Genomic DNA, 25,077 nt, shown 5'->3' on the forward strand with positions numbered 1-25,077 from the left:
GTCCGACACCGCCCGGACCCGCGTCACCTCGCACCCACACCGGGCGCCGGTAGCGTCCGGGCCGTGATGATCCGCCCGGCGGTGGCGGCCGACGCCCCCGCGATCCTCGACATCTACAACCACGAGGTGCTGACCTCGAACGTCACGTTCGACCTCACGCCGAGGACCGAGGAGGAGCAGCGCCGCTGGATCACGGACCGCTCCGGCGCCCACGGCGTCATCGTGGCGGTCGAGGTGGTGGACGGCGTCGACCGGGCCGTCGGCTTCGGGGCGCTGTCGGCCTACCGGGACCGGCCGGGGTACTCGACGTCGGTCGAGGACTCCGTCTACGTGCACCGCGACCACCGGGGCACGGGCGTCGGCGCAGCCGTCCTCACCGAGCTGGTGTCGATGGCCACCGCCCACGGCTTCCACGCCCTGATGGCCCGGATCGTCGCGGGCCACGACGCCTCGATCGGGCTCCACGCCCGCCTGGGCTTCGAGGTCGTCGGGACCGAGAAGGAGGTCGGGCGCAAGTTCGGGCGGTTCCACGACGTCGTGGTCATGGAGCGACTGCTGTGAGCGGGCCCGACCTGGCGGCGCACCGCGGGGACATCACGGCGCTCGACGTCGACGCGATCGTCAACGCCGCCAACCGGTCGCTCCTCGGGGGCGGCGGGGTGGACGGCGCGATCCACCGTGCTGCCGGTCCCGGCCTGCTCGAGGAGTGCCGGGCCCTCGGCGGCTGCGACACCGGCGACGCCAAGGCGACCGGCGGGCACCGGCTCCCGGCCCGCCACGTGATCCACACCGTCGGGCCGGTCTGGCGCGGCGGGGACGACGGGGAGCCCGAGCTGCTCGCGAGCTGCTACCGCCGGTCGATCGAGGTGGCCGCCGACCTCGGCGTGGCGACGATCGCCTTCCCCGCCATCTCGACCGGCGTGTACGGCTTCCCGCGCGAGCTGGCCGCCGAGATCGCGGTGGCGACGTTGCGGTCGCTCGAGCCCCGGTCCGTGCGGTCGGTGCTGCTGGTCGCGTTCGACGCCGAGACCGACGGGCTCTACCGGGCGCTGCTCGACGCCTGACGGGAGCCCCGCCGTCCGTCCGGCGTCCCGCGACCGTCGTCGGGGAACGCCGAACCGGAACGGACTGGCGTGGTGGGCCGGGGAGGATTTGAACCTCCGAAGGCATACGCCGGCAGATTTACAGTCTGCTCCCTTTGGCCACTCGGGCACCGACCCTGGGAAGCGGTCACGATAGCGTTCGCGTCCGCAAGGTTCGAACCCAGATGCGTCCGGCCGCCGGCTCGGCGGACGCCAGGAAGGTCACACGATGCCCAGCTTCGACATCACCTCCGAGGTCGACGGCCAGGAGATCCGCAACGCGGTCGACCAGGCCTCCCGGGAGGTGGCGAACCGCTTCGACTTCAAGAACACCGACTCGTCGCTCGAGCTCGCCGAGGAGACGATCACCCTCCGCTCCTCGACCGAGGACCGGCTGGCCGCCCTGCGCCAGGTGCTCGAGGAGAAGTTCGTCAAGCGGGGCATCTCGATGAAGGCGCTGTCCTACGGCAAGGTCGAGCAGGCCTCGGGCGCCACGGTCCGCCAGGTCGTCACGCTCGTCGCCGGCATCAACTCCGACCGGGCGAAGGACCTCAACAAGTTCATCAAGGGCCTCGGCCTCAAGGGCGTCCAGTCCCAGACCCAGAGCGAGCAGGTCCGCGTGACCGGCAAGAAGCGCGACGACCTGCAGGCGGTGATCAACGCCTGCAAGGAGCACGACTTCGAGATCCCGCTCCAGTTCGGCAACTTCCGCGACTGAGCGGAGCGGGGGCCAGGGCGCCGCGGCGACCGACCGAGCGGACCGCCGGGCCCGGGCTCAGACCCAGGCGCCGCTGCGGAGCCGGGCGATGCGCTCGGCGACCGGCGGGTGCGTCATGAACAGGCCCGAGGCGTTGCGGCCCCGCAGCGGGTTCACGATGTAGGCCGAGGCCTCCGCCGGGTTCACCGCCACCGGCACCCGCTCGGCGCCGGCCTCGAGCTTCTCGAGCGCCCGGGCCAGCGGCTCGCCGGTGCCGAGCATCCGCGCCGCCGACGCATCGGCCTCGTACTCCCGGCTCCGGCTGATCGCCATCTGGATCAGGGCGGCGGCGATCGGGGCGAGGATCACCATGAGGAGCGCCCCGAACGGGTTGCTGCGCTCGTCGGAGCGGCCGCCGCCGAAGATCATGGCGAACTGGGCCATGTGGGCCACGAACGTGATGCCCATCGCCACCGCCGCCGCGACCGACCCGATGAGGATGTCCCGGTTGCGGACGTGGGAGAGCTCGTGGGCCAGGACGCCCTGGATCTCCTCCCAGTCGAGGATCTGCAGCAGGCCCTGGGTCACGCACACCGCGGCGTTGTCGGGGTTGCGGCCGGTGGCGAAGGCGTTCGGCTGCGGGTTGGGCGACACGTAGAGGCGGGGCTGGGGGATGCCGGCGCGCTGGGCGAGGTCCGTGACGATCGCGTGGTACTGCGGCATCTGGTCGGGGCTGACCTCGACGGCCTGCGCCGAGCGGATCGCCAGCCGGTCGGAGAACCAGTACGAGCCGCCGCACATGGCGAGGCCGATCAGCAGGCCGATGACGACGCCGCCACGGCCCCAGAACGACCCGATGAACATGCAGAGCGCTCCGAGGCCCGCGAGCAGCGCCGCCGTCTTGAGGTTGTTCCGCACGGGTTGCAGCGTAGAGCGGTGCGCTCCGGACCGACCGACCGGTCTGAACCCCCGCTCAGTGGCGGGGAGGGTCAGTTGTAGTAGCCCGAGTGGATGTAGATGCAGGGCACGCCCTCGCCGTGGAACATGGCCACGTTCCGGGGGTCGTCCTCGAAGGCGAGCTGGAGGTCGTGGCCCCGCTCGCGCAGCTCGTAGACCGTCCGCTGCTTGAAGTGCCGGGCGGCCATGTAGTCGCCGTACTCCCGCATGATCAGCACGTCCCAGCGGAGCTCGTACCGCTCGAGCCAGGCGAGGGTCTGCGGCTGCACCCGGATCGGGCGGGCGGTGAGGAGCACGATCTGGAGGTCGTCGTCGATCACGTCGAGCAGGCGGGCGACCTCGGCGATCAGCTCGTCGTCCCCGCAGGCGTGGAAGAAGGCCTCCCAGTCGCGCATGGGGTACTCGATGTAGTGCTGGCGCCGGCTGGCGTCGGACAGCACCCCGTCCATGTCGAACACCACCGACGTGGCGGGGTCCAGCGGCTCGGTGCGCCAGAGCCAGTTGCTGAGCTGCGGGTCCCAGGTCGGCACGGCGGGCAGGTTACGCCCTCGCTCCGCGACCCCGGCTCCCCACGAACTCCCCGGTCCCCCACGAACTGGCTGTCGTTCTGCCGGCCCTGGCCGGCAGAACGACAGCCAGTTGGGATGGGGGCGGCCGGGGGCGGGCGGGATGGGGCCGGTCAGTCCTCGGTGGAGGCGGCGGCGCCCTCGCGGATGGCCTCGACCACGTTGGCGTCGGCCAGCGTGGTGGTGTCGCCGAGCTCGCGTCCCTCGACGACGTCGCGCAGCAGGCGGCGCATGATCTTGCCCGAGCGGGTCTTCGGGAGGTCGGCGACCAGGATCACCGCCTTCGGGCGGGCGATGGCGCCGAGCTTCACGGCCACGTGCTGGCGGATCTCCTCGCGCAGCTCGTCGGACGCCTCGAAGGAGCCGCGCAGGATCACGTAGCCGACGATGGCCTGCCCCGTCGTGGGGTCGGTGGCGCCCACGACCGCGGCCTCGGCCACCGCCGGGTGGTCGACCAGCGCGGACTCGACCTCGGCGGTCGAGATCCGGTGCCCGGAGATGTTCATCACGTCGTCGACCCGGCCCAGCACCCACAGGTAGCCGTCGTCGTCGACCTTGGCCCCGTCGCCCGCGAAGTAGCGGCCCTCGAACCGGGACCAGTACGTCTCGGCGTAGCGCTGCGGATCGCCCCAGATCCCGCGCAGCATCGACGGCCACGGCCGGGTCAGCGTCAGGTAGCCGCCGCCCCGCTCGACCACGTCGCCGTCGTCATCGACCAGCTCGGCGCCGATGCCCGGCAGGGGATGGCAGGCCGAGCCCGGCTTGGTGGCCGTGATCGCCGGCAGCGGGGTGATCATGTGGCCGCCCGTCTCGGTCTGCCACCACGTGTCGACGATCGGGCAGCGCTCAGAGCCGATGTGGCGGTGGTACCACATCCACGCCTCGGGGTTGATCGGCTCGCCGACGGTGCCGAGCACGCGCAGCGACGACAGGTCGTGGCGCTCGGGCCACTCCGCCCCCCACTTCATGAACGTCCGGATCGCCGTCGGCGCCGTGTAGAGCTGGGTCACCCCGTAGCGCTCGACGATGTCCCACAACCGGTCCTTGTCCCACCCGGCCGGGCCGCCGTCGCCGCGGAGCTCCTCGCGGGGCGTGTCGGGCGTGCCCTCGTACATGACCGTCGTCGCGCCGTTGGCGAGCGGCCCGTAGACGATGTAGCTGTGGCCGGTCACCCAGCCGACGTCGGCCGCGCACCAGTACACGTCGGTCTCGGCATGCAGGTCGAAGACCGCCCGGTGGGTCCACGCCACCTGCGCCAGGTAGCCGCCCGAGGTGTGCATGATCCCCTTCGGCCGGGCGGTGGTCCCCGAGGTGTAGAGCAGGAACAGCAGCTGCTCGGCGTCGAACGCCTCGGGCCGGTGGGTGTCGGACTGCCGGCCCACCAGGTCGTCCCACCAGTGGTCGCGACCGTCGAGCATGTCGACGTCGGTGCCGCAGCGGTCGACGACGACCACCGACTGCACCGTCGGGCACGCCGCGACCGCCACGTCGACGTTGGGCTTGAGCTGGAACGGCGCGCCACGGCGGTAGCCGGCGTCGGCGGTGATCACGACGGTCGCGCCGGCGTCGGTGATCCGGTCGATGAGCGAGTCGGGGCTGAACCCCCCGAACACCACCGAGTGGGCCGCCCCCAGGCGGGCGCACGCCAGCATGGCGATGACCGCCTCGGGGATCATCGGCAGGTAGATGCAGATGCGGTCGCCGGCCTCGACGCCCAGCTCGCGCAGCCCGTTCGCGAACCTCGAGACGTCGCGCAGCAGGTCCGAGTAGGTGATCGTCCGGGTGTCGCCCGGCTCGCCCTCCCAGTGGATCGCCACCCGGTCGCCGAGCCCTGCGGCGACGTGGCGATCGACGCAGTTGACGGCCACGTTCAGCCGGCCGCCCACGAACCACTTCGCGAACGGGAGCTCCCACTCGAGCGGCGTGTGGAAGTCCTGCTCCCACGTGAGCAGCGCCCGGGCCTGCTCCGCCCAGAAGGCCTCCGGATCGGCCTCGGCCCGCTCGTAGATCCCCGGGTCCGAGACCACCGCCGTCGCCACGAACTCCGGCGACGGCGGGAACGTCCGGTCCTCCCGGTAGTAGTCCTCGATCGTCGCGCCCTCGCTCGTCGACTCCGCGTCGTCCATCGGTCCCCCTGTGCTGTGACGTCCGCGCCGGACTGTATCCCCGCCCGGGCGCCGCACCTCCGACGAGTCGGGGTCGGCGCGAGGTCGGTCAGCGCGCCGGCGGGACCCGCCACTCGAGGGCGCGGAACGCACCGAGCCCGGTCGGATCGCAGAGCGCCTCGGCCTCGACCGCCCGGCTGCGGGCGCGGAGCGCGGCCAGGTCGCCGACGCCCGCCCGCTCCTCCCACAGGCGCCGGCCCTCCTCGACCATCCCCTGGATGCCCCACCGTCGCAGCCACTCGTCCTGCGAGCGGTCGTCGTCGGGCGCCGCCACGGCCGCGAGCTGGTCGACGGCGACCTCGACCGTGACGTCCTGGGAGCCGGGCCGGTCGAGCGGCGCGGTCCCGCGGTCGTGGTCCCGGTAGGTCCGCAGCCACTCCTCCACCGGCCGGTCCGCGAGCGACGCCGTCGTCGTGGCGGCGTAGTCGAAGAGCAGCACCGACCCGGTCCGCAGGACCGCCAGCGCAGCCCGCAGCCAGGCCGCCGCGGCGTCCTGCAGCGGCACGCGGGCACCGGGCCGGGCGTCGGGGGCGAGCGCCTCGAGGCGCTCGGCCACGTCGGGGTCGGCCGGCACGGCGAGCTCGACGAACCGACCGGCATCAACGGTGACCCGGACCTCGAGCCACCCGTCGCCCTCGTCGCCGACCGGGGCGCGCTCGAAGAGGCGGAACGGCACGTTGTCCAGGAGCTCGTTCGCGACGACGACCCCGTCGACCGCCTCTGCGGGCAGGTCGGGCAGCGAGCACACCAGCGGACCCGAGCCCGCGACGGGCGAGGGGACGCCCTCGTCCGCGTCGCCGGGCGGCCCGAGCACCTCGAACGGGTGCGACAGCGCGAGGTGCTCGGCCTGCGCCCGGCGCAGGACGGCGGAGCGCTCGACGAGGACGTACCGCAGCGCCGGCGCGCAGGCCGGCGCCGCCGCCAGCACCGAGATGGCGAGCGCGCCGCGCCCGGCGCCCGCCTCGACCACCACGAAGGGGTCGGGACGGCCGAGATCCTCCCATCTCGCGTCGAGGTGGCGGGCCAGCACCGCCCCGAAGAGCGGACCGACCTCGGGGCTGGTGATGAAGTCGCCGCCGGCCCGTCCGGCCCGGCCCCGACCGCCGTCACCGAGGCGGGAGAAGAAGCCGCCGTCGGGGTCGTACAGCGCAGCCGTCACGAACTCGTCGAACCGGACGGAGCCCTGCCGGGCGATCCGCTCCGCCAGCGCCTCCGCCGCTCCCCCCTCGGACACGCTCGGGCCCCGTCCTCGGATGGGACCCGGTCGGGCTCAGCGACCGACCGCGAGCGGGCCGTAGCTGGTGACGTCGGTGAGCAGGCCCGGCAGCACGCCGAAGGCGAAGGTGACCACGAGCGTGATGCCCACCGCGGCGGTGAGCGCCGCCGGCGTGCGCGGCGCCGGGGTGGTGTCGCCGTCGGGGGCGTCGTCGAAGATCATCGTCCGGGCGACGTTCAGGTAGTAGTAGGCGGCGATCGCCGTGTTCAGCGCCATGATGATCGCGGTCGCCCAGCCGAGGCCGGTGTCGGCGCCGATGAGCACCTTGAACACGCTGAACTTGGCGTACCAGCCGCCGAGCGGCGGGATGCCGATCAACGACGCCAGGAACAGGACCATGCACCAGGCCATGCCCGGCATCGTGTGGACCAGGCCCCGCAGATCCTTCAGCTCGGCGGAGCGGGTCTTGCGGGCGATGGCGACGATCACGGCGAAGGCACCGAGGTTCATGGCCGCGTAGATCACCAGGTAGATGACGATCGCCTGCATGGCGGCCACGCCCTCGCTGCCCGCCACCACGAAGGGCGCCAGCATGAAGCCGGCCTGGGCGATGCCCGAGTAGGCCAGCATGCGGACCACGTTGGTCTGCCGCAGCGCCACGAGGTTGCCCACGGTCATGGAGGCGACCGACAGCACGAAGAACAGCGGCTCGATGACGTCGGACCTCGGCAGGAAGGCGAAGAAGACGATGTTGATCAGCGCCACGAAGCCGGCCGCCTTGGAGGCGACGGCGAGGAACGCGGTCACCGGGGTGGGCGCACCCTCGTAGGTGTCGGGCGCCCACACGTGGAACGGCACGGCCGAGACCTTGAAGGCGAAGCCGAACACCACGAACAGCAGCGCCAGCGTGATCACCGGGACGCCCTCGGACGGGGCCCTCGCGATCTGCCGGCCGATCTCGTCGAGCTGGGTCGACCCGCCGAGCCCGTACACCAGCGACATGCCGTAGAGCAGCACCGCCGAGGCGAACACGCCCATCAGGTAGTACTTCATGCCCGCCTCGTTGGAGCGGACGTCGCCCTTGCGCCAGGACGCCAGCATGTAGGCCGGGATCGAGAGCAGCTCGAGCGCCACGAAGATGCCGATGAGGTCGCGGCTCGACGCCATGACGACCATGCCCAGCACGGCGCTCACGAGCAGCGTGTAGTACTCGCTCTCCCAGTAGTCGCCCTCGGCGACGTAGTTGGTGGACAGCAGGACCACCACGTAGGCCGAGACGATGAACATCGCCTTGAGCAGCAGCGCCAGGGGCCCGACGACGTAGGAGCCGTCGAACAGGACGCGTTCGGTGCCGTCGTAGGCGAGCGTGAGCAGCGGGATCAGCGCGCCGAGGAGCCCGAGGTTGGTCACCACCGGCATGTAGGCCTTGGCCCGGTCCAGCTTGATCGAGTCGAGCAGGACCAGCACGACCACCGTCGCGCTGAGGATGATCTCGGGCGCGAGCGCGTGGTAGTCGATCGTCGGTCCCCGGAAGGACCCCGACGACCCGGCCTGGGCGACGAGCTGGGCGGCGAGCGACACGGTCGATCAGCCCCCGACCGTCCGGGCGATGAGGCTCACCGCGGGCTCGCTCACGTTGAAGATGATGGCGGGCACGAAGCCCAGCACGACGATGAGGATGACGAGCGGCGTCCACGCGATCCACTCGGGCGTCTCGACGTCGTGGATGTGCGGGTCGTTCGCGAACTCCTCCTTGGGCGTGCCGAACGCCGTGCGCTGGTACAGCCAGAGGAGGTAGCCGGCGGCGAGCACCGTGCCGAGCGCGGCCAGCACCATCAGCGTGCGGAACAGCGCGACGTTCAGGCCGGCGGCGGGCTCGTAGGCGCTGAGGATCGCGGGGAACTCGCCCCAGAAGCCGGCCAGGCCGGGGAGGCCGAGCGACGCCATGGTGCAGAGGCCGAGGATCCAGCCCATCTTCGGGGCCGAGATGAGGAGGCCGCCGAGCCGCTTGATCTCGAGCGTGTGGTAGCGCTCCTTCACGGAGCCGGCGATGAAGAAGAGCATGCCGGTGATGAGGCCGTGGGCGACCATGCCGAAGACCGCGGCGTTGAAGCCGTAGGTGGTCATCGTGGCGATCGCCAGCATCGTGAAGCCCATGTGGCTGACCGACGAGAAGGCGATCAGGCGCTTCATGTCCGTCTGCGCCAGGCAGCAGAGGGCGCCGTAGATGATGCCGATCACGGCGAGGATGCCGATCGCCGGGGCCCACTGGCGGGCGCCGTCGGGGAGGATCGGGATGGCGATCCGCAGGAACCCGTAGGTGCCGAGCTTCAGGAGCACCGCGGCCAGGATCACCGAGCCCTGCGTCGGCGCCTGGGTGTGGGCGTCGGGCAGCCAGGTGTGGAACGGGAACATCGGCACCTTGATGCCGAAGCCCATGAACATGCCGGCGAACAGGATCACCTGGGCGGAGCGGGCGACGCCCTCGCCGCCGGCCGCCCGCAGCTCGGGGATCGAGAAGGTCTTGATCGCCTCACCGGTGGCCGGGTTCTTCACGAGGAAGTAGACGGCCACGAAGCTGACGATCATCAGGGCCGAGCCCAGCAGCGTGTAGATGAAGAACTTGATCGACGCGTACTTGCGCTCCGGGCCGCCCCAGACGCCGATCATGAAGTACATCGGCAGCAGCACGACCTCGAAGAACACGAAGAAGAGGATGAGGTCCTCGGCCAGGAACGATCCGATCATGCCCGTCTCGAGGATGAGCATCAGGATCATGAAGGCCTTGGGGTTGCCCGGATCCGGGATGTGGTTCCAGCTGTAGATCACGACCAGCGGGACGATCAGCAGCGTCAGGGCGAGGAGCGGGAGGGAGAGCCCGTCCAGGCCCATGATGAACCGGCTGTTGATCTGGTCGATCCAGCTGTGGTCCACCCGGAACTGCAGGACGCCGGCCTTGTCGTAGTCGAAGTTGACCATCAGCAGGATGCCCACGAACGCCGTGGCCAGCGTGGTGATCAGTGCCAGCAGCTTGTGCGTGCCCTCGTCCTTGCCGGGGACGCAGAGCATCACCGCCACGCCCACCAGCGGCAGGAACGTGACGAGGATCAGACCCCAGTCGTTCAGGAACTCTTTCATCGGAAGTGGTTCTCCCTACTCGATCAGCCGATGAGCACGACGAAGATGCCGGCCAGGACTGCGGCAGCCGCGAAGAACAGGGCTGCGTACTGCTGGATGTGACCGCTGGTGATGCGCCGCAGGGCTCCACCGGAGCCGCCGGAGGCGGCGCCGACGCCCTTGACCGCGCCGTCGACCACCGTCTGGTCGACGTTGTCGTAGACCCACCGACCGCCGCCTGCGGCGCCCTTGCCGATGCCGTTGACGATGCCGTCGATCACGTGCTGGTTGACCCAGTTCGAGGCCCGGGCCAGCGGGCCCTTCACGAAGCCGGTGATGACCGTCGTGTACAGCCAGTCGAAGTAGTACTTGTTGACGAGCACGTTCTTGCCCCAGGCCGCGAGCCGGTTGCGCTCGGACAGTCCGTGGAGGCCGGCGAACGCGCCCTTCCAGAAGTAGAGGTAGGCGAGGGCGATGCCGAGGCAGGCCACGCCGAACGAGGTCACCGCCAGCACCGGGTGGAACTCGGCGTGGGAGATGCTCGGGAAGTAGAGGCCGACCGGCTCGACGAAGTGCTCGAAGGCGTGGGCGCCGATGATCGGCACGTCCCACGGCAGGTTGGCGACACCGGCGATGGCGCCGAGCGTGGCGAGGATGATCAGCGGCACCGTGATGCGCGGGCCCGATTCGTGCGGGTGGCCGTGGCCGCGGAACTCGCCGAAGAAGGCGTACCAGATGGTGCGGGTCATGTAGGCGGCGGTGCAGAACGCCGCGAGCAGGAGCATGACCAGCATCAGGTGGTACGTGCCGTTCGCGCCCTCGGTGCCCGGGAACGAACCGGTGCCGGCGAGGATCTCGTCCTTGGACCAGAAGCCCGACAGCGGGAAGAAGCCCGCCAGCGCGCCGGTCGCGATCACGTAGGTCCAGAACGTCTTGGGCATGACCTTCTTCAGACCGCCCATGTCGTCGACCATGTTGAAGCTGTGGTGGCACGCATGGCTCAGCGAGCCGGCGCCGAGGAACAGGCAGGCCTTGAAGAAGGCGTGCGTGAAGAGGTGGAACATGGCCGCCGTCCAGGCCCCGACGCCGAGCGAGCAGACCATGAAGCCGAGCTGGCTCACCGTCGAGTAGGCGAGCACCTTCTTGATGTCCTTCTGGACGAACGCCAGGAGCGCTCCGAAGAGGGCGGTGACCGCACCGACCACGGCCAGGGCATTGATCGACGACCCGCCGATGGCCAGGCCCTCGAAGAACACCGGGTAGAGCCGGGCGACCATGAAGATGCCGGCCACGACCATGGTGGCGGCGTGGATCAGCGCGGACACCGGCGTGGGGCCGGCCATGGCGTCGGGCAGCCAGGTGTGGAGGATGAACTGGCCCGACTTCGACATCACCGCGGCGATCAGGCAGAGCGAGGCGATGAGCAGCGTCGTGTGGCCGATCCCGCCCTCGTTCGCCGCGATCGTGATGTCCATGATCGAGAACGACCGGTCGGCGGCGAAGAACAGGATGATCATGCCGATCAGCAGGCCGATGTCGCCCACGCGGTTGGTGAGGAAGGCCTTGAGCGCGGCGTCGGAGTTCGGCTTCTCCTCCCACCAGTGCCCGATCAGCGCGAACGAGCAGACGCCGACCAGCTCCCAGCCCACGATCATCTGCAGCGTGCTCTGCGAGAGCACGAAGAACAGCATCGAGGCGGTGAAGAGCGACAGGAAGGCGAAGTAGTGGGTGTAGCGCCGGTCGCCGTGCACGTAGTCGGTCGAGAAGACGTGCACCAGGAGCGAGATCAGCGTGACGACGACGAGCATCATCACGGAGAGGCCGTCGATCTGGGTGCCCCACGTGATCGACGAGTTGGCGGAGTCGATCCAGGTGGCGCAGCGCACGACGGGGCGCGTGATCGCCTCGGACTCCTCCTCGCCGCCGGCCGCTGCGGTCGCAGGGGCCGCCGTCTCGCCCGTGCCGGTGCCGGTCGCGGCCGCGCCCTCCTCGCCGTGCGAGCCGGACCCGGTGTCGGCGCCCTCGGCGTCCTCGGCCCCGCCGCCGTGCTCGCGCGCCTCGGCCGCGAGCTTCGAGCACTCCGACGGCACGTTCGACAGCGCGCCGGCCTCGGTGGCGAGGGCCTGCGCCTCGGTCGCGTCGGGCGAGACCTCGGGGGCGTCGTGGTTCCAGGTCGCCCAGTTCCACGCGGTGGCGAGGGCGAACAGGAGGCAGATCGCCACCATGAAGATGCCGATCTCGGCACCCTTCTTCGGCATCTTCTTGCCGAAGAGCAGGATCAGCAGGAACGACAGGGCCATCAGGGCCGGGACGATCCAGACGTGCGTGAAGAACCACATGTGCGCTGCGTCAGCCCTTCAACTCGTCGAGCTCGTCGATGTCGATGGAGCGCTTGTTCCGGTAGATGAGGAGCACGATCGCCAGGCCCACGCCCACCTCGGCGGCGGCGACGGCGATCACGAACAGGGCGAACACCTGCCCGCCCAGCCCCCAGAAGGTGCTGAACGCGATCAGGTTGATGTTCACGGCGTTCAGGATCAGCTCGATCGACATCAGGACGAGCACGCCGTTCTTGCGGACGATGACGCCGTAGACGCCGATGCAGAAGAGCGCGGCGGCGAGGAGGAGGAACTGGTTCAGCAGCATGTCAGTCCCGCCTGGCCAGGACGATCGCCCCGATGAGGGCCGCGAGCAGGAGCACCGACACGACCTCGAACGGGACGAGGTAGTCCGTGAAGATCGCCGCCGCCAGGTCCTGGGTCGCGGCGTTCGTCCCCGGGCTCTGCACCGCTCGGAAGTCGAGCTCGTCGGTGGTGTAGGTCTTGATCAGCGAGTAGCCGATGACGACGAGCAGGATCAGCGAGACGGCGATGCCCATCCACCGCTGGTCGTTGTCGAGGTCCTCGGAGCGGCCGAGCGGGGCGCGGGTCAGCATGATCCCGAACAGGAAGAGCACGACGATCGCGCCCAGGTAGACGAGGAACTGCGTCATGGCGACGAACTCGGCCTGCAGCAGCAGGTAGATGATGCCGTTGCCGCCGAGGACGATGATCAGCCAGAGCGCGGCGTGCACGATGTTCTTCGTCGTGACGACGCGCACCGCGGCGATGACCATCACCACCGCCAGCACGGAGAACGCGACGTTGGCCGGCGTGTCGAACGTGGGCGCCGTGGCAGCGAGCAACGACGCGACGGCACCGCTCATCGTCCCACCACCGAGGGCTGCGCCCCCGGACCCCATCCACAGCGGGCTCGTCCCTCGCGCCGCTGCACTCGCTCGCTGCGCTCGCTCACGCTCGCCACCAGGGGCTGCGCCCCCGGACCCCATCCACAGCGGGCTCGTCCCTCGCGCCGCTGCACTCGCTCGCTGCGCTCGCTCATGCTCGCCACCAGGGGCTGCGCCCCCGGACCCCATCCACAGCGGGCTCGTCCCTCGCGCCGCTGCACTCGCTCGCTGCGCTCGCTCATCGGGGCACCTTCTTGACCTTGACCTCCGAGCCCGACTCGTACGCCTCGAAGTCGGGCACGGTCTCCATCCACTGGCCCAGCCGGGTCTTGTCGTGGAGGAGGTCGGCGATGTGGACCTCGGAGTACTCGTACTCCGGGCTCCAGAACAGCGCCTCGAACGGGCAGACCTCGACGCAGATCCCGCAGTACATGCAGAGCGCGAAGTCGATGTCGAAGCGGTCGAGGGCGTTGACCGAGCGCGGCTTGCCGCCCTCGCGGCGTGGCGGGGCCAGCGTCTTGTGCGCCTCGATGTAGATGCACCAGTCGGGGCACTCGCGGGCGCACAGCATGCACGCCGTGCAGTTGTCCTCCTTGAGGGCGATCACGCCGCGCGCCCGGGGGGCCGGCGTCTCCTTCTCCCGCGGGTACTGCACGGTGGCCGCGCCCTTGGACGGGGACGGCGGCTTGAGCATGCCGTCGGGGAAGATCGTCTCCTTGGCCGTGCGCAGCGTGACGCCGAGGCCCTTGAGCACACCGGGGACCTGCGGCTTCTGCGGCTTGGGCATCAGAACACCACCTTCAGGATCGCCGTCACCACGATGTTGGCCAGCGCCAGCGGGATCAGGACCTTCCAGGCGAGGCGCTGCAGCTGGTCCTCGCGGAAGCGGGGGAAGCTGAAGCGCACCCAGAACACGACGCCGACGAGGAGGACCGCCTTGAGCGACACGTTGATCGGGCCGATCACGTGCATGGCGGTGTCGGAGATGCCCCACTCGGCCGGGAGGGCCCAGCCGCCGAGGAACAGCGTCGACGCGATCGCCGCGAAGCCGACGGCCGTCGCGAACTCGGCGATGAAGTAGACGAGGAAGCGGATCCCGGAGTACTCGACCTGGTAGCCGGCGACGAGCTCGGACTCGGCGATCGGCATGTCGAACGGGGTCTGCGTGAGCTCGGCCTGGACGGCGATCATGAAGATCGCGAAGGCGACGAACTGCGTGAGGATGTACGGGCTGCCGATCCCGCCCCAGCCGAAGATCTGGCCCTCGGACTGGGCGTAGACGATCTGCTGCAGGTTCAGGCTGCCGGCCTGGATGACGACGCCGATGACGCCGAGCACCAGCGGCAGCTCGTAGGCGATCAGCTGGCCGCCGGCCCGGAGCGCGCCCATCAGGGCGTACTTGTTGGCCGACGCCCAGCCCGCCATGAGGATGCCGATCACGGACAGCGACGAGATCGCCAGCACGTAGTAGATGCCGGTCCCGAGGTCGGCCATCACGGCGTTCGGCCCGGCGGGGATGACGACGAACATCAGGAACGTCGAGACGAGGACGACCGCCGGGGCGAGCCCGAAGATGAACTTGTCGGACTCGGAGGTGGAGATGTCCTCCTTCTGCAGCCACTTGCCGACCTCGGCGAGCAGCTGCAGCGAGCCGTACGGGCCGGCCTCCATCGGGCCGAGCCGGCTCTGCATGAACGACACGAACTTGAAGAGGTACAGGTAGACGACGCCACCGGTCAGCAGCAGGACGGCGACGAGGCCGGCGACCAGTCGGATGGCGGTCTGCTGCCAGTACGCGAGCTCGATGGCGGAGAGGACGCCGGTCATCGGTCGATGTCCCCCAGGATGAAGTAGAGGGACGCCAGGATCGTCACGATGTCGGGCACGTAGACGCCGCGGAGCAGCCAGGGCGTGATCGACACGTTGTTGAAGCTCGCCGAGCGGATCTTCACCCGGAACGGGGTGAGGTCGCCCTGGCTCACGATGTAGTAGCCCATCTCGCCGAGCGGGTTGTCGGTCGAGACCCAGGCCTCGCCCGCCGGCACCTTGATGATGCGGGGGACCTTGCTCATGATCGGGCCGCTGGGCAGCCCGTCGCAGAGCTGGTCGATCATCTTGGAGGACTCGCGGACCTCCTGGAGGCGCACCCAGAAGCGGGCGAACGAGTCGCCGTCGGGGTGGGTCCAGACCTTCCAGTCGAGGTCCGGGTAGGCCAGGCCGACGCAGTTGTCGCGGCGCAGGTCCCAGTCGACGCCCGAGGCGCGGATGTTGGCGCCGGACAGGCCGTACTGGAGGCCGACGTCCGCGGGGATCACGCCGATGCCCCGGGTGCGTTCCTCGAAGATCTCGGACCCCATGAGGAGGTCCTCCATCTCGTCGCAGAAGCCGCGGACCTTGTCCATGATCGACTTCGTGTCCTCGAGCCAGCCCTTGGGCAGGTCGTCCTTGAGGCCGCCGATGCGGTCGAAGTTCGGGTGGAACCGGCCGCCGGTGACGCGCTCGATCTGGTCGAGGACGAACTCGCGGTCGCGGAAGGCGAAGAACACCGGGGTGACCGCGCCGAGCTGCACGCCCATGTCGCCGAGGAACAGGATCAGGTGCGCGATCCGGCTCATCTCGAAGAGGATCGTGCGGATGTAGGTCGCCCGGGGCGGGGCCTCGACGTCCATCAGCCGCTCGGCGGCCAGGATGAACGGCACCTCGTTGGCGAAGCTGCCCAGCCAGTCGATCCGGTTCACCAGCGCCGTGCACTGGGCGTAGGTCCGGACCTCGGTCAGCTTCTCGTAGCCGCGGTGCATGTAGCCGGCGACCGGCTCGGCCGCGACGACCTGCTCGCCGTCGAGGCGGGCGACGATGCGCAGCGTGCCGTGGGTCGCCGGGTGCTGCGGCCCGATATTGAGGGTCATGCCCTCGGTCTCGAGCTCCACGTTGACGCGGGCGTCCGCGGCCCGGGCGGCGATCTGCTGGAGCTGACGGCGATCGGTGACGGCGGTCATCAGGCCTCGCCTCCCTCGGTCTCGCCGGCGGAGGGGCCGTCGGCATCGGCGCCGTCGGCGGCCTCGTCAGTGGGCATGGGCTCGACGTCGACGATGCCGGGCCACGGCTTCACCATGCGCGAGATCAGCGGGTAGTCCTTGCGCAGGGGGTTCCCCTCGAAGTCGCCCGGCAGGTAGATGTGGCGCAGGCCGGGGTGGCCGACGAACGTGATGCCGAACATCTCCCAGGTCTCCCGCTCGTGCCAGTCGGCGCCGGCGAAGATCGGCACCCAGGAGTCGATCACGAGCTCGTCGGGCACGTCGGCCTTCAGCGTGACGCCCCAGAACTCGCCCTCGCCGCCGACGTGGGCGAGCCGGCCGAACACCTGGAAGCGGGTCTCGCCACCGGTGGTGCCCCGGACGATCTCGGCCGACGCCGGCTCGGGCACGTCGCCCGTCTGGGCGGCGAGCACGGTGTCGACGTCGGAGTCCATCGAGCGGCCGTACGGCGACGGGAGCCAGTCGATCGCGGAGACGAAGCAGAAGTACTTGGCGCCCAGGTGGTTCCGGGCCACGTCGGCCGCAGCCCGCCAGGCGTCGGTCCGGACCCGGATCGTGAGGTCGACACCGGGCTCGATCAGCGAGTCGACGATGGCGTCGCCGAGCACGCCGGAGAAGCGGCCGAGCAGCTCCTCGCGCTGCTCGTCGGTCTCGACGACCTCCTCGACCTGCTCCTCGGAGCCGCCGTCGTCGGGCGCGGGCGCGGTGGCGGTGTCGTCAGCCATCGCTCACTCCACCCCGACCGACTCGCCGGTCCAGCGCTCGGCCATGTCCTCGTCCTTGATGCGCTGCTGCAGGAGCACCACACCCTCGAGGAGGGCCTCGGGCCGGGGCGGGCAGCCGGGCACGTACACGTCGACGGGCAGGATCTGGTCCACGCCCTTCGTGACGGAGTAGCTGTCCCAGTACGGACCGCCGCAGTTCGCGCAGCTGCCCATGGAGATGACGTACTTCGGGTCCGGCATCTGCTCGTAGAGGCGCAGGACCGACGGCGCCATCTTGTCGGTGACGGTGCCGGAGATGACGACGAGGTCGGTCTGGCGGGGCCCGGCCGGCAGCGGGATGACGCCGAGGCGCATCACGTCGTAGCGGGGCGAGGCGAAGGCGGCGCCCATCTCGATGGCGCAGCAGGCGAGACCCCACTGGTACACCCACATCGAGTAGCTGCGGGACAGGTTCAGGAGCTTGGTGAGCGGCTTGGGCACCTTGCCGCTCTCGACGAGTCCTAGGCCCACTTCAGCACCCCCTTGCGCCAGGCGTACACCAGGCCGAGGACGAGGATGAAGATGAAGATGAACATCTCGACGAGGCCGAACACCCCGAACCACTCCAGGTTCGTGGCCCAGGGGAAGATGAAGACCGCCTCGACGTCGAACATCACGAACAGCAGGGCGAAGATGTAGTACCGGACCTGGCTCTGGGACCACATGTCGCCGACCGGATCCGCACCGGACTCGTACGCGATGTACTTCTGCGCCTGCTTCCGGTCCGGGCGCAGCAGCGCGCTGATGCCGACGAGCAGGGCGAAGAGGACGATGCCGAGAGCGGCGAAGAGTCCGACGGTGAGGAAGCTGCGAAGGAAGTCGCTGAGCGGGTTCGCCATCAGGCTGGGAGACTACTCAGAGCCCTCGAACGGGGCCAAAGCTGCGGGCGGTCCGCCTGCCGGGCGTCGGCGCGGCGCTCAGCCCTGCGGGCCGGGCCCGGGCCCGGTGCCGAACGGCGGGGGCGTGGGCACCCCCGTGGGCACCCCCGGCGCGACGCCGTTCGTGCCGTTGGGGGTCGGCAGCCCGCTGCCGTTCCCGTTGACCGGGACGCCGTTCGGCGGCGCGACGGGGGCCGCGGGCGGCCCCGGAGCCGGGGGCGCCGCCGGGGGCGGTGCGGCCGGCGCGTGCGGCGGCGGGACCGGCGCGGCGTGCGGCGTCGCCGCAGGAGCGGGGGCGGCCACGGCCGGCGCGGCGGCGAGCGGCGCCGGCGCCGCGGGCAGGCCCCGGAGGTCGTCGGGCGGGCCGTAGTAGCCCTCGAAGTAGTCCTGCACCTTGCCGAGCCCCGGCGTGCCGATGAGCACCACGCCCATCAGGTGGGCGTTGTGCTGGCGCAGCAGCTCGATCGTGTTCTCGAGGGTCGAGCGGGCGGTCCGCCCGGACCGCACGATGAGGATCACCTCGTCGACGACGGGCAGCAGGTCGATCGCGTCGTTCGCGGCCTCCACCGGGCACGAGTCGACCAGGACCGTCCCACCCTGCTGGGCGGCGTCGGCGATCAGCTCCCGGGCCGCCTCGGCCAGGCCGACGACCTCCTTGGTGGCGGGACCGCTCGGGGCCACCCAGAGGTGGGCGGTCGGCGTGCCGTGGACGACCTCGGGGTGCGTCGGCCGGTGCACGTCGAGCCGGGCGAGGTCCCGGATGCCGGGCTGCGTGGCGGAGCCGAGCAGCGCGTCGATGCTCGGCCGGCGGAAGTCGCCGCCGACCACGAGGGTGTCGGTCCCCGACTCCGCGAGGGCCAGCGCGGTGAGGGCCACCGTGGTGGACTTGCCCTCGCCCGGCGACGCCGAGGTGAAGAGGAAGACGCGCGGCGGCCGCACCGGGCCGTCGCCGTCGGCCGTCCCCGAGAAGCGGGGGTTGGCCTGCAGGAACTGGATCGCGGACCGGATGCGGCGGTTGGGCTCGGCCCACGAGCCGGTGAGCCGGAGGCGGGCGCCCTCCGCACGCGGGATGCGCTTCCGCGGGACGTTGCCCACCTCGGCGACGATCGGGACGTCGACGGCGTCCACGAGCTCGTCGCGGGTGTCGATGCGCGGGGAGAGCCGTTCGATCACGAGGATCAGGCCCAGCCCGAGCACCGCACCCACGAGGCCGAGCAGGCCCATCCGGAAGATCGGCGAGCTCGGCACGGGCACGAGCTGGTTGTCCACCGGCGTGGGCGCCTCGGTTCCGAGCGAGCTGTACGGCAGCGTGGCCTGGGCGTTCACCCGGAAGTCGGTGAGCTGGGAGGACGCATCGGCGAGCTGGACCGCCAGCTGGTCCCGCTGGGCGGCGAGCGCCTGGCTCTGCGGCGACTGGGTCGGGGCGATGGCGGTCGGGTTGGCCTCGTCGAACGCGTCGAGCGCGGCCTGGGCCTGGTCGACGGTCTTCTGCAGCTCGGCGCCCCGGGCCTGCTGGTCCTGGAGCAGGTCCGCGTTGGTGACGTCGAGGAAGGCCTGCACGAAGGCGTCCACCCGCCGGGCCGCGAGCTGTGAGTCGGTGTCCTCCGAGGACACCTCGATCGAGGCGCTCTCGACGTCGGGGACGGCCTCGATGTCGGCGGCCAGCTCCTTGACGTCGCCCTCCTCGCCGAGCCGCTCGGCGGCGGCCGCCGCGATCTCACCACGGGTGACCTTGAGGGCGTCCTGCTCGACGTTGCCCTGCGCCCCGGTGGTCGTGCGGTTGGCGACGATCACCTCGGTGGCCTTGAAGGTGGTCTGCGTCTGCGACGGCGCCACCACCGTCGACAGGGCGCCCGCGATCGCGCCGAGCACGAGCGCGACGGCGACGATGGGCCACCGTCGCCTGAGCACCGCTCGGATCTTCGTCACCTTCGTCCCCCGGGGAGCATCGTCCGACGGGCACCGGCACGTGTGCTCGCCGGCCCCCGAACCGCCCGAGTCGCCATGGTACCGACCCGTCCGCCGCCGGGGACATCCGGCCCGGACGACCCGTCCGCGTCCGCATCGGGGTCGTCGTCCGGGGCCGCCGGGCCGTCCTCGTCGGACCCGTCTGCGTGCTCGTCGACCGGCCGCTTCCACCACCTCGTCGCCGGCACCGACACCGCGAGCAGGACGAAGGGCAGCAGCTGCACCCGTTGTCGGGCCAGGATGCCGCCGTTGCCGATGCTCGAGAAGGCGACGACGAACATCAGCGTGTAGACGGCGGCGAAGATCAGGATCGGGCGGCGCCACGCGGAGGACGGCCAGTACCGGAGCCGCTTCACCGACACCGCGACGAGCGCCAGCAGCAGCAGGCTCTCACCCGCGGCGATCAGGTTGCCGACGTTCTTGGCCTCCCACGGCAGCGGCCGGAAGAGCACCGACAGCGTGCCCGCCGGGAGCAGCGCCGGGGTGGTGACCAGGACCGGCTGGAACGCCGACTTGCCGATCATCGTGCGCTCGAGCGTGAGCTCCATCGCGCCCTCGGTGCTCGTCGCCTCCCCGGCCTCCTGGGTGAAGAACCGCGACGTCTGCGTCACCGCGACCGAGGCCGCGCCCACCATGACGACGAGCGCGACGATCCGGACCATCCGGCCGCGGATCGAGACGCCCTCCGCCTTCGACCCGCCGAGCGCGGCGAAGCCGGTGGCGACCACGACGGCGAGCGCGGCCATCGCGGCCACGTGGGCGCGTATGAGGACCATGCCGCCCATGCCGGCCACGAACGGCAGCACGCCGATCAGGCGGGCCCTGGGTCCGAGCAGCAGCCCGGCGCCGTAGAAGACGACGCCGAGCAGGAAGATCATCACCGCGTCCTTGCCGATCGACGACGGCCAGAACAGCAGGGACGGGAAGAACATCATGAGGTACGTGAACCGGCGGTGGTCGAGCTCGGGGAACGCCCGCTTCGCGCCCCGCAGGAAGAGCACGGCGCCCCAGAAGGCCAGCCACGAGAAGAGGAAGAACGCCCCGAACTTCGACCGGCCGATGATCGTGTACGCGTACCCGGTGAGCTTGATGATCCGGCGGGTGGCGTCCTCGACGTCGTCGATCGACCGGATGGCCGGGATCCAGTTGCCCGCCCGCACCTTCTGGGCGTAGAGCCACCCGTCGGAGTCGTAGCGGGCGGCGTCGGCCTCGCCGTTGTACGCGATGAAGATGACCCAGTAGCGGACGAGCGAGAACGCCATCTTGGTGACGAGCCCGGCCATCGTGATCCGGAACAGGGCCGGGTCGCCGTCCCGGTCGGCGAGCCACCGGAGCACCGGGATCGACGCCACCACGATCACGAGCAGCACGACCATCGACATCGCGACGTCGTAGCTGCCGGTGTTCAGGAAGACGGCCAGCCCGCTGAGCACGGCCAGGATCGCGAGGAAGCCGACTCCCAGCACCGGGAGCTCCGACAGGGATGTGTTCGCCCCCAGGGTCGGTCGGGACCGCACCGCCACCCCGCGATGGTAGGGGTCGGCCGCCACCCGCACACCTCCGCCCCGCACCCGGGTGAACCGTGAGGACCGCCCCCTGGCCGGGCACGCGGGCGTCGGTACCCTGGGCCCGAGTGATCTCGAGGGGGCACGAGACGGCGGGAACCGCGCGCACCGGCCGACCGGCGGTCGTCGGGCTGCTGGTCACGTACCGGCGGCCGCAGCAGCTCGCCGCCACCCTCGCCGGCCTGGCGGCGCAGACGGCGCCGCCCGACGAGCTGCTCGTGCTCGACAACGGGGATCCGGAGCCGACCGCCGCCGTGCTGGCCGACGTGCCGACGCCGTTCCCGGTCCGGCACGTGCCGCTGGGCGACAACCTGGGCCCGGCCGGCGCGCTCGCACGAGGGGCACGGCTCGTCTCGGACCGGCTCGGTCCGGGCGACTGGGTGCTCCTCCTCGACGACGACGACCCGCCGGAGGGCCCCACGGACCTCGAGCGCCTCCGGGAGTTCGCGACGAGCTCGCTCGCGGCCGACCCGATGACGGGGGCCGTCGGCGAGGTGGGGGCCCGGCTCGACCGCCGCGGGCGGACGGTGCGGCCGCGCGACGAGGAGCTCGGCGCGGAGCGGGTCCAGGTGGACTACCTGGGCGGCGGGGTGCTGCCGATGTACTCGACCGGGGCGGTGCGGGCGACCGGGCTGACGGACCCCGACCTGTTCTTCGGCTTCGACGACCTCGAGCTCGGCCTCCGCCTGCAGGACGCGGGCTTCCACCTGTGGGCCCACGGCCCGGCGACCCACCGCCGGCGCGAGCGCGACGGACGGCTCGGCCGGCCACCGGCGGCCGCGCCCGAGACCCCGTGGCGCCGGTACTACTCCACGCGCAACCTCGTGCTCGTGCTGCGCCGGCGCCGCGACGGCCGGGGTGCCCTGCTCGCGGCGCTGCGGGCGCTCGCCGGCTCGGTCGGCACGACGGTCCGTGGGGGTGGCCAGGGCCTCGCGCACCTGAGGATGACCGTGCGCGGCGTCGGGGACGGGTACCGCGGCCGGGCCGGGCGGCGGGTCGACCCGCCGGCGCCCGCCGGCGCGCCGGGCCCGGCGGCCGATCGGGGAGCCGCCACGTGAGCGGGGGCGACGGGACCGGTACCGTGCACGCCGTGACCGGCGGGAAGTCGACCAGGGCGGAGCTCACCGTCCGCCGGGCGATGCGCGCCGATCGCCCGGAGGTGGTGGCGCTCTGCCGAGCCGCGCTCGGCTGGCGCGCCGGGGGCCTCGACGAGGCGTTCTTCTCCTGGAAGCACGACGAGAACCCGGCCGGTGCGTCCCCGATGTGGATCGCCGAGGACGACGGGCGCCCGGTCGGCGTACGGGTGTTCCTGCGCTGGCGGTTCCGCCGGCCCGACGGCACCCCGCTCCGGGCGGTCCGCGCCGTCGACACGGCGACGCACCCCGACGCGCAGGGCCGTGGCGTGTTCACCCGCCTGACGCTGGGCGCGCTCCCCGAGCTGCGCGACGACGGGGTCGGCGCGGTGTTCAACACGCCCAACGACCAGAGCCGGCCGGGCTACCTGAAGATGGGGTGGAACGTGGTCGGCAGAGTGCCCGTCGCGGTCCGACCGGTCGGGGCCGGCTCGCTCCCCCGGTTGGCCGGGGCCCGTACGGCCGCCGACAAGTGGTCCGAGGAGGTCGACGTGGGCGTCCCGGCGATCGAGGCGTTCGCCGACGACGACGAGGTGGACCTGCTCCTGCGCCGCTGCGTCCCACGCGGCCTGGCGACCGATCGCGACGCCGCACACCTCCGGTGGCGCTACCGGTTCGGTCCCCTGCACTACCGGGTGCTGCCCGTCGGCGACCGGCTGTCGGACGGCTGCTGCGTCGTCCGCTTCCGCCGTCGGGGCGACGCGCTCGAGGCCACGGTCGCCGAGACCCTCCTCCCCGACCCCCGCACGGGCACGGCGCCGCTCCTCGCGGCCGCCCGCGCCGCCGGCGCCGACTACCTGATCGCGGCCCGCGGCCCGTCCACGCCCCGGTCGTTCGTGCCGGTCCCGCGCCTCGGTCCGGTCCTCACCTGGCGCCCGGTGGCACGGGCCGGCACGCCACGCCTGCGCGACCTCGGCCTCGCGCTGGGCGACGTGGAGCTGTTCTGACGATGGCACGCCGCCTCCCCCAGCTGTCCGCGTCCTACCGCCGGGCCGAGCCGTTCCTGCCCACCCGGTCGCGCGGCCGGCTCGTGGGCGTCGGCATCAGCGGGTTCCTCTCGGGCATCACCGAGGCCGGGGTGCTGGTGCTCATCGCGCTCGGGGCCAACGCGCTGGTGCAGGGCGACCGGTCGATCGAGCTGCTCGGCGTGGAGATGTCGACGGCGTGGGCGATGGCGCTCGCCGCCGCGCTGCTCGGGGCGAAGGCGCTCAGCGTGCTGGTCAACGCCTCGATCTCCGCCCGCCTCGGCGCCGAGGTGCTCACGATCGTCCGCACCCGCCTGACCACCGCGTACCTCGGCTCGTCGTTCGCCCGCCGCTCCGGGCGGCCGCGGGGCGACCTGCAGGTGATGATCACCAACCACGCCGAGGCGGTGGCCGAGTTCGCGGTGACGATCGCGTGGACCATCACGATCCTCCTCAACCTGTTCACGTTCGTCTTCTCGGCGATCGTCGTGAACCCGATCGCCGCCGCCGGGATCGTCGTCCTCGGCGGCCTCCTGCTGGTCCTGCTGCGCCCGCTCACCACCACGCTGCGGCGCAGCACCCGCCACTACATCGGCGGGCTCCGCGACCTGGGCGCCGACGTGACCGAGCTCGAGGAGGCGAGCCGCGACCTCGAGACCTTCGGCGTGCGCGACCGCGCCGCGCTCGGCCTCGCGGACCGGATCGACGCCAGCTCGGCCGCCTTCGGCCGGTCACGGGCCCTCCAGCTCGCGACCCCGCCGCTCTACCAGTCGCTCGCGCTCGCGGTCATCGTCGGGGCCCTCGGCGTGCTGGCCTCGAGGGGGGACTCCGGGCAGTTCGCGGCGTTCGGCGCGGTGGTCCTGCTCCTGCTCCGCTCGCTGTCGGCCGGCCAGCAGCTGGTGACGGCGACGCAGCGGCTCAGCGACCGCGGCACCTACGTCGACCAGGTGCGCGAGGAGCTCGCGATCGACGACGCGTCCCGGCCGGACCACGGCGACCGCCCGGCGACCGGTGGCGCCGCGATCGCCGTGCACGACCTCCACTTCGCCTACCCGAGCGGGCGGGCGGCCCTCGACGGCCTGGACCTCGAGATCCGCGACGGCGAGTCGATCGGCGTGATCGGGCCCTCCGGGGCCGGGAAGTCCACCCTCATCCAGGTCCTGCTGCGACTGCAGCCGCCCACGAGCGGGCGCGTGCTCGTCGGCGGCGTGCCGATCGAGGAGTTCTCGCAGGACGCCTGGGCGGGCCAGGTCGCGTACGTGCCGCAGGAACCGGTGGTGATCCGGGCGTCGCTCGCCGACAACATCCGCTTCCTCCGGGACCTCCCCGACGACCGGGTGCGGGCCGCGGCGCACCTCGCCCACCTCGACGAGGTGGCCGCCGAGCTGCCCGACGGCATGGACTCGGTGCTGGAGCCGGGCGGCTCGGGCCTGTCGGGCGGTCAGCGCCAGCGGGTCGCGATCGCCCGGGCCCTCGCCGGATCGCCGCGGCTGCTGGTGCTCGACGAGCCGACCAGCTCGCTCGACGCCATCTCGGAGCGGGCGATCCAGTCCACGCTGGAGGAGCTGCACGGCTCGCTCACGATCGTCGTCGTGGCGCACCGGCTCAGCACGCTGTCGTCGTGCGACCGCCTGCTCGTGCTGCGCGACGGTCGGGTCGAGGCCTTCGACACGCCCGAGCGGCTGCGGGGCACGTCGGACTTCTACCTGACCGCGCACGACGCGCCGGCGACCGACCGCTAGC

At 71.6% G+C, this 25,077-nt stretch carries 23 protein-coding genes and 1 tRNA gene; 6 read left to right on the forward strand and 18 right to left on the reverse strand.

The window, feature by feature from the left end:
• Nucleotides 1–66: 66 nt before the first annotated feature.
• Complete coding sequence (locus LH044_RS11155; RefSeq protein ID WP_227760101.1) at nucleotides 67–561, forward strand: GNAT family N-acetyltransferase; 495 nt, start codon at nucleotides 67–69, stop codon at nucleotides 559–561.
• Entirely contained in the window at nucleotides 558–1,064 is a 507-nt protein-coding gene (locus LH044_RS11160; RefSeq protein ID WP_227755662.1) for an O-acetyl-ADP-ribose deacetylase, read from the forward strand. The genes LH044_RS11155 and LH044_RS11160 overlap by 4 nt, the downstream gene beginning before the upstream one ends.
• Nucleotides 1,065–1,134: 70 nt before the next feature.
• On the opposite strand, the gene LH044_RS11165 is transcribed toward LH044_RS11160, so the two are convergent.
• Nucleotides 1,135–1,220 (reverse strand) — tRNA-Tyr (locus LH044_RS11165).
• A 91-nt stretch (nucleotides 1,221–1,311) separates the two neighbouring features.
• Between LH044_RS11165 and LH044_RS11170 the strand changes: the two genes are divergently transcribed.
• Nucleotides 1,312–1,800, forward strand: coding sequence for a YajQ family cyclic di-GMP-binding protein (locus tag LH044_RS11170; RefSeq protein ID WP_227755663.1), 489 nt, complete (start codon nucleotides 1,312–1,314; stop codon nucleotides 1,798–1,800).
• 57 nt (nucleotides 1,801–1,857) lie between these two features.
• Here LH044_RS11170 and LH044_RS11175 read toward each other — a convergent pair whose 3' ends face one another.
• The 17 genes from LH044_RS11175 to LH044_RS11255 form a co-directional block, all read right to left on the reverse strand.
• A complete protein-coding gene (locus tag LH044_RS11175; protein ID WP_227755664.1) occupies nucleotides 1,858–2,697 on the reverse strand; it encodes a zinc metalloprotease HtpX in 840 nt (279 codons plus the stop codon).
• A gap of 71 nt (nucleotides 2,698–2,768) precedes the next feature.
• The gene (locus LH044_RS11180; RefSeq protein ID WP_227755665.1) at nucleotides 2,769–3,266 is read right to left on the reverse strand and encodes a phosphatase domain-containing protein; all 498 of its coding nucleotides are present in this window, start codon (nucleotides 3,264–3,266) and stop codon (nucleotides 2,769–2,771) included.
• 149 nt (nucleotides 3,267–3,415) lie between these two features.
• Nucleotides 3,416–5,428, reverse strand: coding sequence for an acetate--CoA ligase (gene acs / locus LH044_RS11185; RefSeq protein ID WP_227755666.1), 2,013 nt, complete (start codon nucleotides 5,426–5,428; stop codon nucleotides 3,416–3,418).
• An 88-nt stretch (nucleotides 5,429–5,516) separates the two neighbouring features.
• The gene (locus LH044_RS11190; RefSeq protein WP_227755667.1) at nucleotides 5,517–6,701 is read right to left on the reverse strand and encodes an SAM-dependent methyltransferase; all 1,185 of its coding nucleotides are present in this window, start codon (nucleotides 6,699–6,701) and stop codon (nucleotides 5,517–5,519) included.
• Nucleotides 6,702–6,737: 36 nt separating this feature from the next.
• The gene (locus LH044_RS11195; protein WP_227755668.1) at nucleotides 6,738–8,264 is read right to left on the reverse strand and encodes an NADH-quinone oxidoreductase subunit N; all 1,527 of its coding nucleotides are present in this window, start codon (nucleotides 8,262–8,264) and stop codon (nucleotides 6,738–6,740) included.
• A gap of 6 nt (nucleotides 8,265–8,270) precedes the next feature.
• On the reverse strand, nucleotides 8,271–9,821 hold the full coding sequence (locus LH044_RS11200) for a complex I subunit 4 family protein (protein ID WP_227755669.1): 1,551 nt from the start codon (nucleotides 9,819–9,821) through the stop codon (nucleotides 8,271–8,273).
• 23 nt (nucleotides 9,822–9,844) lie between these two features.
• Nucleotides 9,845–12,139: an NADH-quinone oxidoreductase subunit 5 family protein gene (locus LH044_RS11205; RefSeq protein WP_227755670.1), complete on the reverse strand. Its 2,295-nt coding sequence runs from the start codon at nucleotides 12,137–12,139 to the stop codon at nucleotides 9,845–9,847.
• A gap of 10 nt (nucleotides 12,140–12,149) precedes the next feature.
• Entirely contained in the window at nucleotides 12,150–12,446 is a 297-nt protein-coding gene (nuoK, locus tag LH044_RS11210) for an NADH-quinone oxidoreductase subunit NuoK (protein WP_227755671.1), read from the reverse strand.
• Between the two features lies 1 nt (nucleotide 12,447).
• Nucleotides 12,448–13,005 (reverse strand): NADH-quinone oxidoreductase subunit J family protein, encoded by a 558-nt coding sequence (locus LH044_RS11215; RefSeq protein WP_227755672.1) that lies wholly within the window; start codon nucleotides 13,003–13,005, stop codon nucleotides 12,448–12,450.
• A gap of 259 nt (nucleotides 13,006–13,264) precedes the next feature.
• Nucleotides 13,265–13,813 (reverse strand): 4Fe-4S binding protein, encoded by a 549-nt coding sequence (locus LH044_RS11220; protein ID WP_227755673.1) that lies wholly within the window; start codon nucleotides 13,811–13,813, stop codon nucleotides 13,265–13,267.
• Complete coding sequence (locus LH044_RS11225) at nucleotides 13,813–14,853, reverse strand: complex I subunit 1/NuoH family protein (RefSeq protein ID WP_227755674.1); 1,041 nt, start codon at nucleotides 14,851–14,853, stop codon at nucleotides 13,813–13,815. The genes LH044_RS11220 and LH044_RS11225 overlap by 1 nt, the downstream gene beginning before the upstream one ends.
• Entirely contained in the window at nucleotides 14,850–16,022 is a 1,173-nt protein-coding gene (locus LH044_RS11230) for an NADH-quinone oxidoreductase subunit D (RefSeq protein WP_227755675.1), read from the reverse strand. The genes LH044_RS11225 and LH044_RS11230 overlap by 4 nt, the downstream gene beginning before the upstream one ends.
• Complete coding sequence (locus LH044_RS11235; protein WP_227755676.1) at nucleotides 16,022–16,786, reverse strand: NADH-quinone oxidoreductase subunit C; 765 nt, start codon at nucleotides 16,784–16,786, stop codon at nucleotides 16,022–16,024. The genes LH044_RS11230 and LH044_RS11235 overlap by 1 nt, the downstream gene beginning before the upstream one ends.
• 3 nt (nucleotides 16,787–16,789) lie before the next feature.
• The gene (locus tag LH044_RS11240; protein WP_374210615.1) at nucleotides 16,790–17,317 is read right to left on the reverse strand and encodes an NADH-quinone oxidoreductase subunit B; all 528 of its coding nucleotides are present in this window, start codon (nucleotides 17,315–17,317) and stop codon (nucleotides 16,790–16,792) included.
• Nucleotides 17,287–17,664: an NADH-quinone oxidoreductase subunit A gene (locus tag LH044_RS11245; RefSeq protein WP_227755678.1), complete on the reverse strand. Its 378-nt coding sequence runs from the start codon at nucleotides 17,662–17,664 to the stop codon at nucleotides 17,287–17,289. Before LH044_RS11245 ends, LH044_RS11240 begins: the two co-directional genes overlap by 31 nt.
• Nucleotides 17,665–17,742: 78 nt before the next feature.
• Nucleotides 17,743–19,632: a polysaccharide biosynthesis tyrosine autokinase gene (locus tag LH044_RS11250; RefSeq protein WP_227755679.1), complete on the reverse strand. Its 1,890-nt coding sequence runs from the start codon at nucleotides 19,630–19,632 to the stop codon at nucleotides 17,743–17,745.
• Complete coding sequence (locus tag LH044_RS11255) at nucleotides 19,629–21,194, reverse strand: hypothetical protein (RefSeq protein ID WP_227755680.1); 1,566 nt, start codon at nucleotides 21,192–21,194, stop codon at nucleotides 19,629–19,631. Before LH044_RS11255 ends, LH044_RS11250 begins: the two co-directional genes overlap by 4 nt.
• A gap of 110 nt (nucleotides 21,195–21,304) precedes the next feature.
• Here LH044_RS11255 and LH044_RS11260 point away from each other — a divergent pair, with 110 nt between their 5' ends.
• Genes LH044_RS11260 through LH044_RS11270 form a run of 3 tightly spaced genes read left to right on the forward strand, consistent with a single transcriptional unit; the run spans nucleotide 21,305 to nucleotide 25,076 of the window.
• Nucleotides 21,305–22,294, forward strand: coding sequence for a glycosyltransferase (locus tag LH044_RS11260; RefSeq protein WP_227755681.1), 990 nt, complete (start codon nucleotides 21,305–21,307; stop codon nucleotides 22,292–22,294).
• 32 nt (nucleotides 22,295–22,326) lie between these two features.
• Complete coding sequence (locus LH044_RS11265; RefSeq protein ID WP_227755682.1) at nucleotides 22,327–23,316, forward strand: GNAT family N-acetyltransferase; 990 nt, start codon at nucleotides 22,327–22,329, stop codon at nucleotides 23,314–23,316.
• A gap of 2 nt (nucleotides 23,317–23,318) precedes the next feature.
• Nucleotides 23,319–25,076: an ABC transporter ATP-binding protein gene (locus tag LH044_RS11270; protein ID WP_227755683.1), complete on the forward strand. Its 1,758-nt coding sequence runs from the start codon at nucleotides 23,319–23,321 to the stop codon at nucleotides 25,074–25,076.
• Nucleotide 25,077 lies beyond the last annotated feature (1 nt).

Origin of the sequence: Dermatobacter hominis, assembly GCF_020715685.1 — a bacterium.
GTDB lineage: Bacteria > Actinomycetota > Acidimicrobiia > Acidimicrobiales > Microtrichaceae > Dermatobacter > Dermatobacter hominis.